A 17,895-nucleotide genomic window follows, 5' to 3' on the forward strand; every position below is an offset into this window, starting at 1 on the left:
ATGCTCAAGCAAGCCCTCGCACAAAACGGCCTGGTGGCGATCCTTCGCGGCCTGCGCCCTGAAGAAGCTCCGGCCATCGGCGACGTCCTGTATGCCGCCGGATTCCGCGTCATTGAAGTGCCGCTCAATTCCCCACAGCCGTACGACAGCATCCGTCTGCTGCGTCAGCGTCTTCCTGCCGACTGCCTGATCGGCGCGGGCACGGTATTGACCGCCGAGCACGTGCGTCAGGTGAAAGAGGCGGGCGGCCAGGTCATCGTCATGCCTCACAGTGATCCTGACGTGCTGCGCGCCGCCAAGGCCGAAGGCCTGCTGTTGTCGCCGGGTGTGGCGACGCCGACCGAGGCGTTCGCCGCGCTGGCCAATGGCGCTGACGTGCTGAAGCTGTTTCCTGCTGAACAAATGGGCCCCGCCGTGGTAAAGGCCTGGCTGGCGGTGCTGCCTGCGGGAACGATTCTGCTGCCGGTGGGCGGCATCACGCCGGACAACATGAAGGTGTTTCTGGACGCCGGTGTGCGAGGCTTTGGCCTGGGTTCGGGCCTGTTCAAACCGGGCATGAGCGCCGACGACGTCGCGGAGCGAGCCAAGGCGTATGTGGCGGCCTGGAATCAGGCGTGTCCGTCGACAGATCAATAACCCTGAGATTTATGCGGCCGTCCCGGACGTGCCTTTAGAACAAGACGCCTTCGACCACGCGTCTTCGAATAAGCATCTTCGAATAAGCATCTTCGAATAAGAGAGAACCGAGATGAAAATCACCAAACTCACGACCTTCATCGTTCCGCCGCGCTGGTGCTTCCTGAAAGTGGAAACCGATCAGGGCGTCACCGGTTGGGGCGAGCCCGTGGTCGAAGGCCGTGCTCACACGGTGGCCGCAGCGGTTGAGGAATTGTCCGACTACCTGATCGGAAAAGACCCGCGCAACATTGAGGACATCTGGACCGTGCTGTATCGCGGCGGCTTCTATCGCGGCGGCGCCATTCACATGAGCGCATTGGCCGGTATCGACCAGGCACTGTGGGACATCAAGGGCAAGGCGCTGGGCGTCTCGGTCAGCGACCTGCTGGGCGGTCAGGTGCGAGACAAGATCCGCGTCTATTCGTGGATCGGCGGCGACCGGCCTGCTGACACCGCACGCGCGGCAAAAGAAGCCGTTTCCCGTGGCTTCACCGCCGTGAAAATGAACGGCACTGAAGAGCTGCAATTCCTCGACACCTTCGAGAAGGTTGATCTGGCCCTGGCCAACGTCGCCGCCGTGCGTGATGCCGTCGGCCCGAACGTCGGCATTGGCGTGGATTTCCATGGCCGGGTGCACAAGCCCATGGCGAAGGTGCTGATGAAGGAACTGGACCCGTACAAGCTGATGTTTATCGAAGAGCCGGTGCTCAGCGAGAACTACGAAGCCCTGAAGGAGCTGGCGCCGCTGACCAGCACGCCGATTGCGCTGGGGGAGCGGCTGTTCTCCCGCTGGGACTTCAAGCGCGTGTTGAGCGAAGGCTACGTCGACATCATCCAGCCGGACGCTTCCCACGCCGGTGGCATCACCGAAACCCGCAAGATCGCCAACATGGCGGAAGCCTACGACGTGGCGCTGGCCCTGCATTGCCCGCTGGGGCCGATTGCGCTGGCGGCGTGCCTGCAACTGGACGCGGCCTGCTACAACGCGTTCATTCAGGAGCAGAGCCTGGGCATTCACTACAACGAGAGCAATGACCTGCTCGACTACATCAAGAACCCTGAGGTCTTCGATTACGACAAGGGCATGGTGAAAATCCCGAACGGTCCGGGCCTGGGAATCGAGATCAACGAGGAATACGTCAAGGAACGCGCCGCCATCGGCCACCGCTGGCGCAACCCGATCTGGCGCCACGCCGATGGCAGTTTTGCCGAGTGGTGATTCGGGCCTGATCGCTGATCGTTCCCCCGCAGCGCGTGGGAACGATCTGTTCCAAAAAAACACACGACCTCAGACAACCATAAAAAGAGGCACTCCCCATGCGCACACAGACCTTGCCGGAGGCGCGGGCGATCACGGCCACGCCGACCCGCAAACGCTTTTTCATCATGGTGCTGCTGTTCATCACCGTGGTGATCAATTACCTCGACCGCAGCAACCTGTCCATCGCCGCCCCTGCACTGACCAGCGAACTGGGCATCGATCCGGTCCACGTCGGTCTGGTGTTCTCGGCCTTCGGTTGGACCTACGCGGCCATGCAATTGCCCGGCGGCTGGCTGGTGGACCGGGTGCCGCCGCGCATTCTCTATACCGTGGCGCTGGCCCTGTGGTCCGTCGCCACCATTTTCCTCGGTTTCGTTGGCAGCTTCGTCGGCCTGTTCGTGCTGCGCATGGCCGTGGGCGCGCTGGAAGCCCCGGCTTATCCGATCAACAGCCGCGTGGTCACCGCATGGTTTCCTGAAAAAGAACGCGCCACAGCGGTTGGCTTCTACACCTCCGGCCAGTTCGTCGGCTTGGCGTTCCTGACCCCGGTACTGGCCTGGCTGCAAGCCACGTTTGGTTGGCACATGGTGTTTGTCGCGACCGGTGGCGTGGGCGTGATCTGGGCGGCGATCTGGTACATGGTCTATCGCGAACCTCGCGATTTCAAAGGCGTGAATCAGGGCGAAATCGACCTGATCAAAGAGGGCGGTGGTCTGGTGGACATTCAGACCGACACCGATAAAGCCAGAAGCGGTTTCAGTTGGAGCGACCTTGGCATCGTCCTCAGCAAACGCAAACTGTGGGGCATTTACCTGGGGCAGTTCTGCCTCAACTCGACCCTGTGGTTCTTCCTCACCTGGTTCCCGACCTACCTGGTGAAATACCGTGGCATGGACTTCATCAAGTCCGGCCTGCTGGCCTCGCTGCCGTTTCTTGCGGCATTCGTAGGTGTGCTGTGCTCAGGGTTCTTTTCGGACTGGCTGATCCGTCGCGGCCACACCGTGGGCTTTGCCCGGAAGCTGCCAATCATCGCCGGCTTGCTGATCTCCACCTCGATCATAGGCGCCAACTACGTTGAATCGACGCCACTGGTCATCGCGTTTCTGGCGTTGGCGTTTTTCGGCAATGGTCTGGCGTCGATCACGTGGTCGCTGGTTTCAACCTTGGCCCCGGCTCGCTTGCTGGGCTTGACCGGCGGCACGTTCAATCTGATCGGCAACCTGGCAGCCATTGCGACACCCATCGTGATCGGCTTCCTCGCGTCGGGCGATTCGTTCGCCCCGGCGATCACCTACATCGCCGTGCTGGCGTTGCTGGGGGCGTTGTCCTACATCCTGTTGGTGGGCAAGGTCGAGCGGATCGAGCTGTAACCCTTGGACTGACCTGCGCTGGCGACGATAATGCCGCCAGCTCTCCGATTCGATAAGGCGCGATATGCACGACTCTTCCGACACAGCGGGCGCGGCTGGCAAAGACGCCGCCCCCACCGGCACGCAAACCCTGTTGCGCGGGTTGGGCGTGGTGCAGGCCGTGGCCAGCGGCGCGCGCGACCTCAAGGAAATTGCCCGGCTGATCGGCACCACCCGCAGCACGACTCACCGCCTGGCCAGTTGCCTGGTGGAAGAACGCTATCTGCGGGTCTTGCCGCAAATGGGTTATGTGTTAGGGCCAAAGCTGATAGAGCTGGGGTTTCAGGCGCGGGAAGAGCTGCCATTGCCTGCGTTGGCGCGACCCTTTCTGGATGAGCTGTCGGCGCTGACCGGTGACACCGTGCACTTGGCGATCCGCGAAGGCGACGAGGTGCTGTACCTGCACAAGAATCCCGGCCGCAATGGTCCTGAAATGCGTTCGCGGGTAGGGCATCGCATGCCGCTGGCGCGCACGGGCATCGGCAAGGCGTTGCTGCTGGACAGTCCGGAAAGCGAGTGGCAGCGGCTGTACGACGTCAGTGTGCCGGAGGTGGCGAAGAACCCGCTGTGGCCCGCGCATCAGGAACAGACCTGGGTGCAGGTGCGCGAACGGATGCACGAATACGTGAAGGGCGGGTATGCGTTCGATCTTGAAGACAACGAACCGTCGATTCGTTGTGTGGCTGCACCGGTTCGCGATGCCAGTAAACACATTGTTGCCGGGATCAGCATCGCCAGCACTGTGCCGTACATGCCACTGGAAAAGATGGCCGAGTTGGTGCCGGTGATCAAGGAAGTGGCGGCACGGTTGTCGGCGGAGTTGGGTGGGTAATCGACCTGTCTGACGCAACGCCTGACCTGTGGGAGTGAGCTTGCTCGCGATAGCGGCCTTCCATTCGCCTCAATAGGCGACTGTTACACCGCTATCGCGAGCAAGCTCACTCCTACAGTGATCGCGTCGTATGATTGTTCCCACGCAGCGCGCGGGGAACGATCATGTGGAGCGTTACGCCTTCAACGTCGCCATATCAATCACAAAACGATATTTAACGTCGCCTGCAATCATGCGGCTGTATGCCTCGTTGATGTTCTTGATGTCGAGCATCTCGATGTCACAGCTGATGTCGTGCTCGGCGCAGAAGTCCAGCACTTCCTGAGTTTCCGCGATACCGCCGATCAACGAACCTGCCAACACACGACGTTTCATCACCAGGTTGGCGGCATGCACAGCGGGGTCGATCGGTTCGATCAGGCCCACCAGAATGTGCACGCCGTCGAAACGCAGGGTGTCGAGGTACGGGTTCAAATCGTGTTGAACCGGAATGGTGTCCAGCAGGAAGTTGAAGTGGCCGGCAGCGGCTTTCATCTGCTCCGCATCGGTGGACACGATCACATGGTCCGCGCCCTGACGACGGGCTTCTTCGGCCTTGCTCGCCGAACGGGTAAACAGCGTCACTTCCGCCCCCATCGCCTTGGCGAACTTGATACCCATGTGGCCCAGACCGCCCATGCCCAGCACGCCCACTTTGTCGCCCGCCTTGACGCCGTAGTGCTTGAGCGGCGAGTAGGTGGTGATGCCCGCGCAAAGAATCGGCGCGGCAGCGGCCAGGTTCAGTTTCTCCGGGATGCGCACCACGAAGTGCTCGCTGACCACGATGCTGGTGGAGTAGCCGCCCATGGTGTTGCTGCCATCGACGCGGTCCGGCGCGGCGTAAGTCAGGGTCGGGCCTTCCAGGCAATACTGCTCCAGATCTGCAGCGCAGGCCTCGCAATGACGGCAGGAGTCGACCATGCACCCGACGCCGACCAGATCGCCGACTTTATGCTTCGTGACCTTGGTGCCGACTTCGGTGACCTTGCCGACGATCTCGTGGCCCGGCATCAGCGGGTAGACCGCGATGCCCCATTCGTTGCGTGCCTGGTGGATGTCGGAGTGGCAGACGCCGCAATACAATATCTCGATGGCCACGTCGTCCGGGCGCGGGCTGCGGCGGTTGAAGGTCATGGGGGCGAGGGGGGTCGTGGCGGATTGAGCGGCATAACCGATGGCTGTGTACATGTGAAACCTCGCTAAAAACGATGACGGTTGAGGCCGTGCATTCTGCGCAGCGAAGCCGACACCGGCCATGACCATTCCTCCGCGTGTCATGCCTATTCCTCCGGACCTGCCTCATAAGGGGCTGCGTTGTGCGGCGAATCTGCGATGATGCGAGTGTCTAATCCTCTGTCCGGTTGCCCATGTCACTGACCCTTCATTCCGACGCCAACGCCACGCTGGTGTCCTTGATCAAACCGCTGGCGCCTTGCCCTGGCTTCGTCGATACCCGCGTGCCGGGTGTGCAAGCCATGTCCTGGAGTCACTACGTCGCCAGCAGCCCGCAAATCTACGAGCCGAGCCTGGTGATCCTCGCCCAAGGCAGCAAATTGGCGCGCCTCGGATCGAGGACGCTGGAATACGGCGCGGGCCATTACCTCGTGCAGGCGCTGTCGGTGCCGTTCATGTGCGAGACCTTTGCCACTCAGGAAGAGCCCTTGTATGGCGTTGCCGTGTCGATTGATCGAACGGTGCTGGGCGAATTGGTGCAGGCCATGGGACAAGCACCCGGTGTGACGGTCAAGGCGCAGACGCCCGAGTCGATGAGCTCAGCCGAACTGGACACGTCAATGCGCGAAAGCGTGGAGCGTCTGTTGCATTGCCTGCACGACCCCCTGGACGCCCAGGTCATGGGCGCGGCGCGGGTGAGGGAGGTTTTGTACGCGGCGTTGCGCGGGCCTCAAGCCGGTGTGTTGCGTGCGCTGGTCGAACAGCAGGGGCACTTCGCCCGAATTGCTGCGGCGTTACAGCACCTGCGCGACCATTACAATGAAGCCTTGAGCGTCGACGAACTGGCCCGGCGCGCCAACATGAGCGCGTCGACCTTTCATGAGCATTTCAAGCGCAGCACGATGCTGTCACCGGTGCAGTACCTTAAACGCCTGCGTCTGCTCAAGGCCCAGCAAATGCTGATCGGCGAAGGCATGGGGGTGGCGCAAGTGGCGCACAAGGTGGGGTATCAAAGCACGTCGCAATTCAGCCGCGAATACAAACGTTACTTTGAGCGCAATCCGGGAGAAGAGGGGGCGTTGTTGAGGGTTTCGGCATGAGGAACTGCTGCTGACTCGTCCCTGTGGGAGCGAACTCATTCGCGAAGCGGTGGTTCAGGCGATAGAAACGCTTCGTCCGTACTGACCCCTCGCGAATGAATTCGCTCCCACAGGAGTCGGGGCAATCCGCTGAGCCGGTGGCAGGTTGTAGCCCACAAAAAAGGCGCCATGATCGGCGCCTTTCTCTTACCGCTTGCAGCTTAAAGCTTGCCGCTGGTTTTACATATTTGGATAGGTCGGCCCACCCGCACCTTCCGGCGTGACCCATGTGATGTTCTGCGAAGGGTCCTTGATGTCACAGGTCTTGCAGTGCACGCAGTTCTGCGCGTTGATCTGGAAGCGCTTGCTGCCGTCTTCCTGTGTCACCACCTCATAGACACCCGCCGGGCAGTAGCGCTGCGCGGGCTCGTCGTATTTCGGCAGGTTGACGCTGATCGGGATGTTGGGGTCCTTCAGCTTCAGGTGGCACGGCTGCTCTTCTTCGTGGTTAGTGCCCGAGATGAACACCGAACTCAGTTTGTCGAAGCTCAGCTTGCCGTCCGGTTTCGGGTAGTCGATCCGCTTGGAGTCGGCGGCCAGCTTCATGCACGCATAGTCCGGCTTGTTGTCGTGCAGGGTGAACGGGATCTTGCCGCCGAACAGGTTCTGGTCGATGAAGTTGAACGCGCCACCCAGGATCGGGCCGAACTTGTGAATCGCCGGACCGAAGTTACGGCTGGCGAACAGTTCTTCATGCAGCCAGCTGCCTTTGAAGGCCTGGACGTAGGTGTTCAGCGCATCGCCGCCTTCATTGCCCGCCAACAGCGCATCAGCCACGGATTCCGCTGCCAGCATGCCGGACTTCATGGCTGTGTGGCTGCCCTTGATCTTGGCGAAGTTCAGGGTGCCGAGGTCGCAACCGATCAGCGCGCCACCGGGGAAGACCATTTTCGGCAGCGAGTTCAGGCCGCCTTTGCAGATGGCGCGGGCGCCGTAGCTGACGCGCTTGCCGCCTTCCAGGTACTGCTTGAGGATCGGGTGATGCTTGAGGCGCTGGAACTCGTCGAACGGCGACAGGAACGGGTTGGCGTAGGACAGATCGACGATCAGGCCGACCACCACCTGGTTGTTTTCCAGGTGATAAAGGAAGGAGCCGCCAGTGTTCTCGGTGCCCATCACGTCCAGCGGCCAGCCAGCGGTGTGCACCACCAGGCCTGGCTGATGCTTGGCCGGGTCGATTTCCCAGATTTCCTTAAGGCCGATGCCGTAATGCTGGGCGTCGGATTCGCTGTCCAGATTGAAGCGCTTGATCAACTGCTTGCCAATGTGGCCACGGCAGCCCTCGGCGAATAGCGTGTACTTGCCGCGCAGCTCCATGCCGGGGGTGTACATGCCGTCCTTCGGGTTGCCTTCGCGATCGACGCCCATGTCGCCGGTGAGAATCCCGCGTACCACGCCGTTCTCGTCGATCAGCGCTTCCTGAGCGGCGAAGCCCGGGTAAATTTCAACGCCCAGGTTCTCGGCCTGCTGCGCCAGCCAGCGGCACAAGTTGCCCAGGGAAATAATGTAGTTGCCTTCGTTGTGCATGGTCTTCGGCACGAACGCGCCCGGCACTTTTGTGCCAGCGTCGGCACTGGTCAGCACATAAATGTCATCGCCTTTGACCGGCGTGTTCAGCGGTGCGCCGAGTGCTTTCCAGTCAGGGAACAGCTCGTTCAGGGCGCGGGGTTCGAACACCGCCCCGGAGAGAATGTGCGCGCCAACTTCGGAGCCTTTTTCAACGACGCAGACGCTGATCTCCTGGCCAGCTTCGGCGGCCTTTTGTTTCAGACGGCATGCGGCGGAGAGCCCGGCTGGACCGGCTCCGACGATGACGACGTCGAATTCCATAAATTCGCGTTCCACTGGCTATCTCCTGATCAAAGGCTCAACGGTATTTTTTTATAAGTTGTGATCAATCCACGCTCGGCGACGGTGTCATCCCAGCGTCATCTTCAAAGGGGCGCATTATATCTACACCACCTCTCAGGTCCAATACAAACGTTTGTTTGAATCAGCTGAAACCCTGATAAAACATAGGGAGACGGCTTGCGACTGGCGTTTTTGTCGTATTGACCGGAATAGGCGTTCCGGTCAAGATACGGGCGGTTTTGCGCTCGCCGTAGGCTGACCGTTGGCAAGCGAACGCCTCTGAAAGCAGTGCCAGTACCGCGCGGCAAAACCGCTCCATCCCCCCGGGGAATGTGCAAGCGGAGAGCAGTTTACACGCCCGGCCTGCCTATGACTTGGCCTGGAGCGGAGGTGTCAGCGTTTTTTGCTGAACTCACCGTTAAGTAACGACGAATACGCTGTTTTCAAAGGTGTTCTTTACACTGACGTGTACCCATCGCCGGGCCGGGCCTGGCGATTTCTTTTCACCGGAGAGTAACGAGGAATCCATGAAGGTTCTTGTAGCTGTCAAACGAGTGGTCGACTACAACGTCAAGGTTCGCGTCAAAGCGGACAACTCCGGCGTCGATCTCGCTAACGTAAAAATGTCGATGAACCCCTTCTGCGAAATCGCCGTGGAAGAAGCCGTACGCCTGAAAGAGAAGGGCGTCGCGACCGAGATCGTCGTCGTTTCCATTGGCCCGACCACTGCCCAGGAGCAACTGCGCACTGCGTTGGCACTGGGTGCTGATCGCGCCATCCTCGTTGAATCCGCTGACGAGCTGACCTCTTTGGCCGTGGCCAAGCTGCTCAAGGCTGTTGTCGATAAAGAGCAGCCGCAGCTGGTCATTCTCGGCAAGCAAGCGATCGACAGTGACAACAACCAGACAGGCCAGATGCTGGCGGCCCTGAGCGGTTACGCCCAAGGCACCTTCGCCTCCAAGGTTGAAGTCTCTGGCGACAGCGTCAGCGTTACCCGCGAAATCGATGCCGGTGCTCAGACCGTTTCCCTGAAGCTGCCTGCCATCGTCACCACCGACCTGCGCCTCAACGAGCCGCGCTACGCGTCGCTGCCGAACATCATGAAAGCCAAGAAGAAGCCTCTCGAAGTGCTGACGCCTGACGCTTTGGGTGTGTCCACGTCCTCCACCAACAAGACCCTGAAAGTCGAAGCCCCGGCTGCTCGCAGCGCTGGCATCAAGGTCAAGTCGGTTGCAGAGCTGGTCGAGAAACTGAAAAACGAAGCGAAGGTGATCTGATGACTACCCTGGTAATCGCTGAACACGAAAACGGCGCGATCGCTCCCGCCACCCTGAACACCGTTGCCGCTGCCGCCAAGATTGGTGGCGACATTCACGTGCTGGTCGCTGGCCAGAACGTTGGCGCTGTCGGTGAAGCCGCTGCGAAAATCGCCGGGGTTGCCAAAGTGCTGGTCGCTGACAACGCGGCCTACGCGCATCAACTGCCGGAAAACGTCGCCCCGCTGGTGGCCGAACTGGCTTCCGGTTACAGCCATGTGTTGGCTGCTGCTACCTCCAACGGCAAGAACATCCTGCCGCGCGTGGCTGCACAGCTGGACGTCGACCAGATCTCCGAGATCATCTCGGTTGAATCGGCTGACACCTTCAAGCGCCCGATCTACGCCGGTAACGCCATTGCGACCGTTCAGTCGTCGGCGGCCATCAAGGTCATCACCGTTCGTGCGACCGGTTTCGACGCTGTCGCCGCTGAAGGCGGTTCTGCCGCTGTTGAGGCCGTGAGCGCAGCCCACGACGCAGGTAAATCGTCCTTCGTCAGCGAAGAGCTGGCCAAGTCCGACCGTCCTGAGCTCACGGCTGCCAAAATCGTCGTTTCCGGCGGTCGCGGCATGCAGAACGGCGACAACTTCAAACACCTGTACGCGTTGGCCGACAAGCTGGGCGCTGCCGTGGGTGCTTCCCGCGCCGCCGTCGACGCCGGTTTCGTGCCGAACGACATGCAGGTCGGTCAGACCGGCAAGATCGTTGCGCCACAGCTGTACATCGCGGTCGGTATTTCCGGCGCGATCCAGCACCTGGCCGGCATGAAAGACTCCAAAGTGATCGTTGCGATCAACAAGGACGAAGAAGCGCCGATCTTCCAGGTGGCCGACTACGGCCTGGTCGCTGACCTGTTCGAAGCCGTGCCTGAGTTGGAGAAGCTGGTCTAATCCAGCCGCCTGACTTATAAAGAGAACCCGTTCGTTTCGGGCTGTTCGAGAACGTCAACCATCGGAAGAAACCGATGATGTGCGCTTTCCACAGCCTCGAATGAGCGGGTTTTTTATTGGATCGGAAAAAGGACGTCGCCATGTCGTTGCCGAAGCGGACGCTGACATCGCTGGTTGCAGGATTGTTGCTGGTGCCATCGATGGCTGTGCTGGCAGCGGGCAAATGTGAGCGGCTGGTGGTGACCGGCAGCCCTGATGCGCCTCCTTATATGTGGCGTGATCCGCAGGACCCCAAGCACCTGATGGGCGCCAATGCGGACCTGCTCAAGGAAGCCGCGACGCAAATGGGCATCAAGGTCGAGCTGTTGTATGCGGGTAAACGCAGCCAGGCGTTGGAAGAAGTGCGCACGGGACGCATGGACCTACTGGCCGACACGCCGCTGAACAGCAACGAACTTGAATCACTGGATTTCATTCATCCGGCGATCACCCAGAATGAAATCATGGTCTGGACGCGAACCGGCCATGCACAGCCCTTCAATTCATTGGCCGACCTGCATGGCCACCCGGGTGTCATCTCCGAAAAGACCCGAATCACGCCCGGGTTCGACCTCGCCGTGAAAGAGCACCTGACCCTCGAAAAACAGCCCAACCTCACTCAGGCATTTCAGAAACTGATGCTGGGCCAGGCCGAGTTCGTGCTCGCGGGCCGCTACGCGGGCATGGCGCTGACCCAGACGTTAGGGATGTCCAAGGACTTGGTTTCACAGCCTCTGCCGCTGGATCGCCCGGGTCTGTACCTCGCGCTTTCGTTCAACTCGGCCTGCAACGAGCCTTGGTTGCGCGGACAGTTGGCGAAAAAAATGACAGAATTGACGGCTTCGGGCCGTTCTGCTGACGCCATCTCCCGCAACCTTGAAGTGTGGAAGGCACAGTTGCAGCAGCCGGCCAGCGCCGCCGTCACCCAGTAGGAATGTTTTTTTGAGCGTTTTTTTGAGAATTCGACCTTTATTTGCAGCCGTCGCGATCACCTCCCTGTTTGGCTGTGCCAACGATCCCGCCCCTACCGAGCAACTGAAACTCACCGAGCAGGCCGTTGCCCAAGCCACGGCGGTTGGCGCGACGGACGATGAGCCGGACATGGCCACCGCCCAGAGCAAGCTCGCTCAGGCGCAGGCCAGCGTGGCGGACAAATCCTATAAACAGGCCCGGATGCAAGCTGAGCAGGCTGAGCTCGATGCGCGGCTGGCCGAAGCCAAGGTGCTGACTGAAAAGAGCGACGAACAACTGACGCAAGTGAACACGCGACTGGATCGCCTGCGCAAACAGCTGGGAGCGGCCCAATGAACCGCCTTCCTCGTATGTTGAGTGTGTGCCTGTTGTTGGGTAGCGCCGGTTTGTACGGCTGTGCCGGTCATCAGAACAGTGAAAAAGCGTTGCAGACTGCCAGCGCTGATTTTCAGAAAGTGAAAGGCGACACCAATGTATTGCGCAGCGCACCGAAGGACGTAATCCGCGCGGGCGAACTATTGGGTCGTGCCGAGCGCCTGTCCAGTTATGTAGGCAGTTCGGACGACGTCAGCCATTACGCGTACTTGAGCAGCCGTTACAGCGCCATCGCAGCAGAACACAGTCAGTTATTGCTCAATCAGGAAAAACTGGCCCGTCTGGAGCTGGAGCGCCAGCGCCTGCAATTGGCGCTGCGTGAGGCCAAGCTGTCGGGCGCGCAGCAGCAGGGCAAGTGGGCAGAAGATCAGGTCATCAGCCTGTCCACCCAGCAAAACGAACGCGGTTTGGTCATGACATTGGGCGACATGCTGTTCGACACCGGGCGTGCCGAGCTGAAAACCTCGGCCAATCGAACGGTACTGAAGGTCGTACAGTTTCTCCAGTTCAACCCCAAGCGTGTCGTGCGGATCGAGGGCTACACCGATAGCACGGGCGATGCTCAGGAAAATCTGCAACTGTCCCGCGATCGTGCGCAGGCGGTGGCTGATGTGCTGTCGGATCTTGGCATTGAGGATGAGCGCATTCAGGTGGAAGGTTATGGCGATCAATTCCCGGTCGATGTGAACACCTCTGAGCGCGGTCGCGCGCAAAATCGCCGTGTTGAAATCGTCTTTTCAGACGAAAAAGGCAAGCTCAGCGCTGCCCGCTAAAAAATAAGTGTGATCCAGCCCGACTTTTTTTGCGAAAGTCGGGCTTTTTTATGAAAAACGGCCGGGCATTTGGCGCATACGTCACATTAAATTTTCCATCAAACCTAACTAGGACTAGCCGACGGGTTAACTGTCCCCGTACACTTCTCAACTGTTCCGGTGATCGCCCGAGTGCGAAGGTCGGCATAGACGCTGAATGGCTTCGAAAACGTGTAATCGAGGGACGCGAAATGACCAATCTCCTGCTGTATCAACGCATCGCTCAGCAGTTGGCTGAAGACATTCGGCGGGGCGTTTATCAGCCCGGCGAGCGCGTACCCTCCGTTCGTAAGATGAGTTCGCAGCTCAATGTCAGCCATGCAACCGTGTTGCAGGCCTACGCGAATCTTGAAGATCAGGGGCTGATTCGTGCCCGTCCCCAATCCGGTTATTACGTTCACCAGACCCCGGCGCTGACGGCGCCGACGCCTGACATTGCGCGGGTTGAGCGGCCCGGGCTGGTCACGCGCGCCAGCATCATCCAACAGGTGCTGGTGGAGGCGCGTCGCGAAGGCGTGTTCGCCTTTGGCGCGGCAGTGCCGCACATTGATTACTTGCCGTTACGGGCGCTGCATCAGCAACTGGCCAAAGTCACGCGTTTCCAAAGCCCTCGCGCGTTCAATTACATGTTCAGCCCCGGTTTCGAGCCGCTGCGGCGTCAGGTGGCGATCCGCATGCGCGATGCGGGCGTGGTCGTCGACCCGTCGGAAGTGGTGATCACCCACGGCTGTGTCGATGCGCTGCAAATGTCACTACGTGTGCTGACGAGCCCTGGTGACCTGATCGCTGCAGAATCGCCCACCTATTACGGGCTGCTTCAACTGGCGGATTTGCTGGGTTTGAAGGTTATCGAGATTCCCAGTGACCCGAATACAGGGATCAGCCTGGAAGCGTTGCAACTCGCGGCCAACCAGTGGTCGATCAAGGCGCTCGTGATGACCTCGCGGCTGAGCAACCCGCTTGGCAGTACGATGCCCGAGGAGCGGCAGAAACACCTGCTGCGACTGGCGTCGGACTTCGACATTCAGGTCATCGAAGACGACATCTACGGCGAGCTGATGTACGAGCAAAACAAAACCAAAGCGCTGAAAGCGTTCGACCGGTTGGGTCGGGTCATTTATTGCTCCAGTTTTTCCAAGACATTGTCGCCGGGTGTGCGGATCGGCTGGATGATTGCCGGCAAATATCAGGCGGAAATTCAGCGATTGCAGACTTTCAGCACTCATTCCGCGTGCAGCGTGACGCAGATGGCCGTGGCGTCCTACCTCGAAAATGGTGGTTACGATCGTCATTTGCGCTACATCCGTCAGGAGCATCGGAAAAATCTGAGCGCGTTTCAGCTTGCCGTACAGCAGATGTTTCCTGAGGGCACCCAGATCAGTCGGCCCGCCGGGGGCTTTATCCTGTGGATCAGCCTGCCGGGGCGGGTGAACACGCAAGAATTGCACGTCCGTGCGCTGGAGCAGGGGATCAGCATCGCGCCAGGCTTGATCTTCAGCAACACAGAGCAGTTCAACCACTGCATTCGTCTGAACTGTGGCCTGCCGTGGAATCGTGAAGCGGAGAGGGCGCTCATGACGGTGGGAATGCTTGCCAAGCAGTTGTGCGAGGACACCGGTCAGGCCTGGTGAACTTACAGCGCCTTACATTTGCCACAGCTTCATGGGGCTGGCTGACAGGTCATTCACTTGTCACCGGCCCTGCAAAGAGCCAGCATATGGCTTCTGCCTATTTTTTGCCGTCCGATTATGAAATCACTGCGTTGTATCGGTTTGCTGCTGGTGGTGTTGGTCAGTGCCTGTGATGCTGATAAACCCCCCGCGCCTCCCCCGAAAGTTGCCGTTCAAACCCCCGCAGCGCCTGAAGTACCGGCGCCTCCTGCGCCTGTGTCCGTTGCGGCGGCTGTTGATGCAGACAAAGCGCCCGATGCCAAGGCAGCGACGGCGCCGACGCCGGTTCATGAGCTGAAACCGAATGTCGGTGTCGTGCCTGTCGTGGCGACTAGCAAATCGGATGGCGCCCGCTCGGAAGCCGCGGCGAAAGTCACCACGCCCGCCAAGGCTGCCGCGGTCGAACAGAAGACTCCCAGCGCGAATGCCAAATCCGCCAAGGTTAAAGCGGATAACGCCGAGGTGGCTAACCGTGCGCCGGTGGCGAGCAAGAGCAAATCGCCAGCGCAGGTGGTGAAAGAGACGCGTCTGCCCAAGGCTGCCCTGGACTTGAGTTTGCCTCCCGATATGGTCAAGCAGCTCGCGCCGCCTCCCGGCGTGATCACTGCGGCCAATAAGCCCAAAGCCCCGAACGGCGGGGCCAAGCCGCTGCTGCCCAAGATGTTTCCTGACGCCAACAGCGATCCTGATTTTCAGCTTCAGGGGCGTCTCCTGAGCAATGAAATGCAGCTTCAACTGCGCAATGAATCGCGCAAGGAAGTGGAGGGCGCGGCCCTGGATTTCAAATTCAAGCAATGACGCTCTCGACTATTTGACCCGTGCGCGCGTTTTCAAACGTGCGTTTAAGCGTTTAAGATCCCCTTCGTTCATCGCCTCGTGTGAGGATGTTTCCATGGAATGCCGTCCGGGCTGCGGTGCTTGTTGCGTCGCGCCTTCAATCTCGTCGCCGATTCCTGGCATGCCCAATGGCAAGCCAGCGGGAGAGCGCTGTGTGCAGCTCTCTACCGACCTGCTGTGCCTGATATTCGGCCACCCTGAACGCCCTGCAGTCTGCAGCCAGTTTTCGGCGGACCCGGAAGTCTGCGGCAGCGATTCTGAGGAGGCGGTGCGGTTGATTGGCTGGTGGGAGCAGGCCACCTCGGTCGCCTGATGAGCAGAGCAGATGTAACAACGGCAGTGCACGATGCTGAATGCACCTGAACTACAGACAAGAAGGAATAAGATATGGGTTCGCTGTACCGGATCGCGCTTGGACTTGGAATGACTGTACTGGTGGCGGGCATGGCCCAAGCCGAGGACTGGAAAGTCGCCAAGCAAGAAGACGGCATCAAAGTGTCGCTCAGTGATGTCCCAGGCTCGCAGTACAAGGCCTATCAGGGCATCGCCACTATCAAGGCAAGTGTGGCGAAGCTGCGCAGTCTTCAGGAAGACGTCGCCGGTGCCTGTGCATGGGTGCATGAGTGCAAGGCGCAGAAAATTCTCAAGCACGAAGGCGACAAGACTTGGACCTACACACAGTTCAATACGCCATGGCCCGTGACCCCTCGGGATTCGGTGTTGCAGATCACCACGGTCGAAGGCGCTGATGGCAGCCTGACGCGCAACTTGCTGGGTCAACCCAACTACATTCCGGAAGAAAAAGGCTTCGTGCGGGTTACTCAGGTCGAGGGTTACTGGAAGCTGGTCCCCAAAGGCCCGAACGAGACAGAAGTGACCTATCAGGTACACACCGAGCCCGGTGGTAGCGTGCCGTCGTGGCTGGCCAACAAGTTTGTCGTGGACGCGCCGTTCAATACGCTGAAAGCGCTGCGTGAGCGTGCTGCGAAGTGATCGTCTGACCGATACAGTTTTTGCGGGAATAAAAAAGGCTGCCACTGGCAGCCTTTTTTATGGGATGTCGCTTGCTGGCGTTTGCGCTTACTTGCGGTCGGCCAGGGCAACGATGTCGCGGGAGACCTCGCCGGTGTACAGCTGGCGTGGACGGCCAATCTTGTACGGGCTGGAGAGCATTTCCTTCCAGTGCGAGATCCAGCCGACGGTGCGTGCCAGGGCGAAGATCACGGTGAACATGCTGGTAGGAATGCCGATCGCTTTCAGGATGATGCCTGAGTAGAAGTCGACGTTCGGGTACAGCGAGCGCTCGATGAAGTACGGATCGGTCAGGGCGATCTCTTCGAGGCGCATGGCCAGTTCCAGCTGCGGGTCGTTGGTGATGCCCAGCTCGCGCAGAACTTCGTCGCAGGTCTGTTTCATCACGGTGGCGCGCGGGTCGCGGTTCTTGTAAACGCGGTGACCGAAGCCCATCAGCTTGAACGGATCGTTCTTGTCCTTGGCCTTGGCGATGAATTTGTCGATGTTCGAGACATCGCCGATCTCATCGAGCATGGTCAGCACGGCTTCGTTGGCGCCGCCGTGGGCAGGGCCCCACAATGCAGCGATACCGGCAGCGATACAGGCGAACGGGTTGGCGCCCGAGGAGCCCGCCATGCGGACGGTGGAGGTCGAAGCGTTCTGTTCGTGGTCGGCATGGAGGATGAAAATCCGGTCCATGGCCTTCGCCAGCGTCGGGCTGATCGGTTTGATCTCGCACGGCGTGTTGAACATCATGTGCAGGAAGTTTTCCGCGTAGCTCAGGTCATTGCGCGGGTACATCATGGGTTGACCCATGGAGTACTTGTAGACCATTGCGGCCAGGGTCGGCATCTTGGCGACCAGGCGGATTGCGGAAATTTCGCGGTGCTGCGGGTTATTGATGTCCAGCGAGTCGTGGTAGAACGCCGAGAGGGCGCCGACTACACCGCACATGACAGCCATCGGGTGAGCGTCGCGACGGAAACCGTTGAAGAAGGTTTTCAGCTGTTCGTGCACCATGGTGTGATTCTTCACGGTGACGACGAATTGGGCCTTTTGCTCGGCGGTTGGCAGTTCGCCGTTCAGCAGCAGGTAGCAGGTTTCCAGGTAGTCCGACTGTTCGGCCAACTGCTCGATCGGGTAGCCACGATGCAGCAGAATGCCGTTATCACCGTCGATATAGGTGATCTTGGATTCGCATGAGGCGGTCGACATGAAGCCTGGGTCGAATGTGAAGCGTCCGGTGGCGGTCAGGCCGCGTACGTCGATTACATCGGGACCAACGGTGCCGGTCAGAATGGGCAGCTCGACGGGGGCTGCGCCCTCGATGATCAACTGCGCTTTTTTGTCAGCCATGTGGCCTCCTATTAATGCTTCAAATCATCAGACAGGCCCCCCACGCAGGGCCCGCATCACTATAGTGAGATAAATTCTAAAGTCAATTTGCCAAAAGCGTTGTGGCAGAAGGCTTTAACCCAAGGTTTTCCTCGAATTTCCCTGCCATTTACGCCTTTTATCGCGCTAAAGCAATCCGCCATTAGGGGCGGGTCTGTGCGTTGTCATTAGCGGGCTAACTGTCTATACTCGG

The 17,895-nt window shown here is 59.7% G+C and carries 17 protein-coding genes; 14 read left to right on the forward strand and 3 right to left on the reverse strand.

All coding sequences use genetic code 11. The features are described 5' to 3' along the window. From ACWKWE_RS12975 to ACWKWE_RS12990, 4 genes are all read left to right on the forward strand, one after another. Complete coding sequence (locus tag ACWKWE_RS12975) at positions 1–636, forward strand: 2-dehydro-3-deoxy-6-phosphogalactonate aldolase (RefSeq protein ID WP_166598520.1); 636 nt, start codon at positions 1–3, stop codon at positions 634–636. 112 nt (positions 637–748) lie between these two features. Beyond that, positions 749–1,897: a galactonate dehydratase gene (dgoD, locus tag ACWKWE_RS12980; RefSeq protein ID WP_074753428.1), complete on the forward strand. Its 1,149-nt coding sequence runs from the start codon at positions 749–751 to the stop codon at positions 1,895–1,897. 98 nt (positions 1,898–1,995) lie between these two features. Further along, positions 1,996–3,309 carry an MFS transporter gene (locus tag ACWKWE_RS12985; RefSeq protein WP_483850739.1) on the forward strand — a complete coding sequence of 438 codons (1,314 nt, stop codon included), beginning with the start codon at positions 1,996–1,998 and terminating at the stop codon, positions 3,307–3,309. A 64-nt stretch (positions 3,310–3,373) separates the two neighbouring features. Continuing rightward, positions 3,374–4,180 (forward strand): IclR family transcriptional regulator, encoded by an 807-nt coding sequence (locus ACWKWE_RS12990; RefSeq protein ID WP_166598522.1) that lies wholly within the window; start codon positions 3,374–3,376, stop codon positions 4,178–4,180. 174 nt (positions 4,181–4,354) lie between these two features. Here the strand turns inward: ACWKWE_RS12990 and ACWKWE_RS12995 are convergent, their stop codons facing one another. Beyond that, positions 4,355–5,407, reverse strand: a complete 1,053-nt coding sequence (locus tag ACWKWE_RS12995) for an NAD(P)-dependent alcohol dehydrogenase (protein ID WP_483850740.1) — start codon at positions 5,405–5,407, stop codon at positions 4,355–4,357. A gap of 179 nt (positions 5,408–5,586) precedes the next feature. Here ACWKWE_RS12995 and ACWKWE_RS13000 point away from each other — a divergent pair, with 179 nt between their 5' ends. Further along, positions 5,587–6,492, forward strand: coding sequence for an AraC family transcriptional regulator (locus ACWKWE_RS13000; RefSeq protein WP_483850741.1), 906 nt, complete (start codon positions 5,587–5,589; stop codon positions 6,490–6,492). 219 nt (positions 6,493–6,711) lie between these two features. Here the strand turns inward: ACWKWE_RS13000 and ACWKWE_RS13005 are convergent, their stop codons facing one another. Beyond that, positions 6,712–8,376 carry an electron transfer flavoprotein-ubiquinone oxidoreductase gene (locus ACWKWE_RS13005; protein WP_166598525.1) on the reverse strand — a complete coding sequence of 555 codons (1,665 nt, stop codon included), beginning with the start codon at positions 8,374–8,376 and terminating at the stop codon, positions 6,712–6,714. A 533-nt stretch (positions 8,377–8,909) separates the two neighbouring features. Here ACWKWE_RS13005 and ACWKWE_RS13010 point away from each other — a divergent pair. The 9 genes from ACWKWE_RS13010 (at position 8,910) to ACWKWE_RS13050 (ending at position 16,286) form a co-directional block, all read left to right on the forward strand. Then, positions 8,910–9,659 carry an electron transfer flavoprotein subunit beta/FixA family protein gene (locus ACWKWE_RS13010; RefSeq protein WP_166598526.1) on the forward strand — a complete coding sequence of 250 codons (750 nt, stop codon included), beginning with the start codon at positions 8,910–8,912 and terminating at the stop codon, positions 9,657–9,659. Further along, entirely contained in the window at positions 9,659–10,588 is a 930-nt protein-coding gene (locus tag ACWKWE_RS13015; protein WP_166598527.1) for an electron transfer flavoprotein subunit alpha/FixB family protein, read from the forward strand. The genes ACWKWE_RS13010 and ACWKWE_RS13015 overlap by 1 nt, the downstream gene beginning before the upstream one ends. Before the next feature lie 140 nt (positions 10,589–10,728). Further along, positions 10,729–11,559, forward strand: a complete 831-nt coding sequence (locus ACWKWE_RS13020) for a substrate-binding periplasmic protein (RefSeq protein WP_483850742.1) — start codon at positions 10,729–10,731, stop codon at positions 11,557–11,559. Between the two features lie 22 nt (positions 11,560–11,581). Beyond that, positions 11,582–11,935 (forward strand): DUF4398 domain-containing protein, encoded by a 354-nt coding sequence (locus tag ACWKWE_RS13025; RefSeq protein WP_166598543.1) that lies wholly within the window; start codon positions 11,582–11,584, stop codon positions 11,933–11,935. Continuing rightward, positions 11,932–12,747 (forward strand): OmpA family protein, encoded by an 816-nt coding sequence (locus tag ACWKWE_RS13030; RefSeq protein WP_166598529.1) that lies wholly within the window; start codon positions 11,932–11,934, stop codon positions 12,745–12,747. Before ACWKWE_RS13025 ends, ACWKWE_RS13030 begins: the two co-directional genes overlap by 4 nt. 230 nt (positions 12,748–12,977) lie before the next feature. Further along, a complete protein-coding gene (locus ACWKWE_RS13035; RefSeq protein WP_401151582.1) occupies positions 12,978–14,417 on the forward strand; it encodes an aminotransferase-like domain-containing protein in 1,440 nt (479 codons plus the stop codon). Between the two features lie 57 nt (positions 14,418–14,474). Further along, positions 14,475–15,254 (forward strand): translation initiation factor 2, encoded by a 780-nt coding sequence (locus ACWKWE_RS13040; protein WP_483850743.1) that lies wholly within the window; start codon positions 14,475–14,477, stop codon positions 15,252–15,254. 94 nt (positions 15,255–15,348) lie between these two features. Beyond that, positions 15,349–15,606, forward strand: a complete 258-nt coding sequence (locus tag ACWKWE_RS13045; protein WP_483850744.1) for a YkgJ family cysteine cluster protein — start codon at positions 15,349–15,351, stop codon at positions 15,604–15,606. 74 nt (positions 15,607–15,680) lie between these two features. Then, positions 15,681–16,286: an START domain-containing protein gene (locus ACWKWE_RS13050; protein WP_166598532.1), complete on the forward strand. Its 606-nt coding sequence runs from the start codon at positions 15,681–15,683 to the stop codon at positions 16,284–16,286. An 87-nt stretch (positions 16,287–16,373) separates the two neighbouring features. On the opposite strand, the gene gltA is transcribed toward ACWKWE_RS13050, so the two are convergent. Further along, positions 16,374–17,663 (reverse strand): citrate synthase, encoded by a 1,290-nt coding sequence (gltA, locus tag ACWKWE_RS13055; RefSeq protein WP_166598533.1) that lies wholly within the window; start codon positions 17,661–17,663, stop codon positions 16,374–16,376. Positions 17,664–17,895 lie beyond the last annotated feature (232 nt).

Source organism: Pseudomonas salicis, from assembly GCF_057128705.1.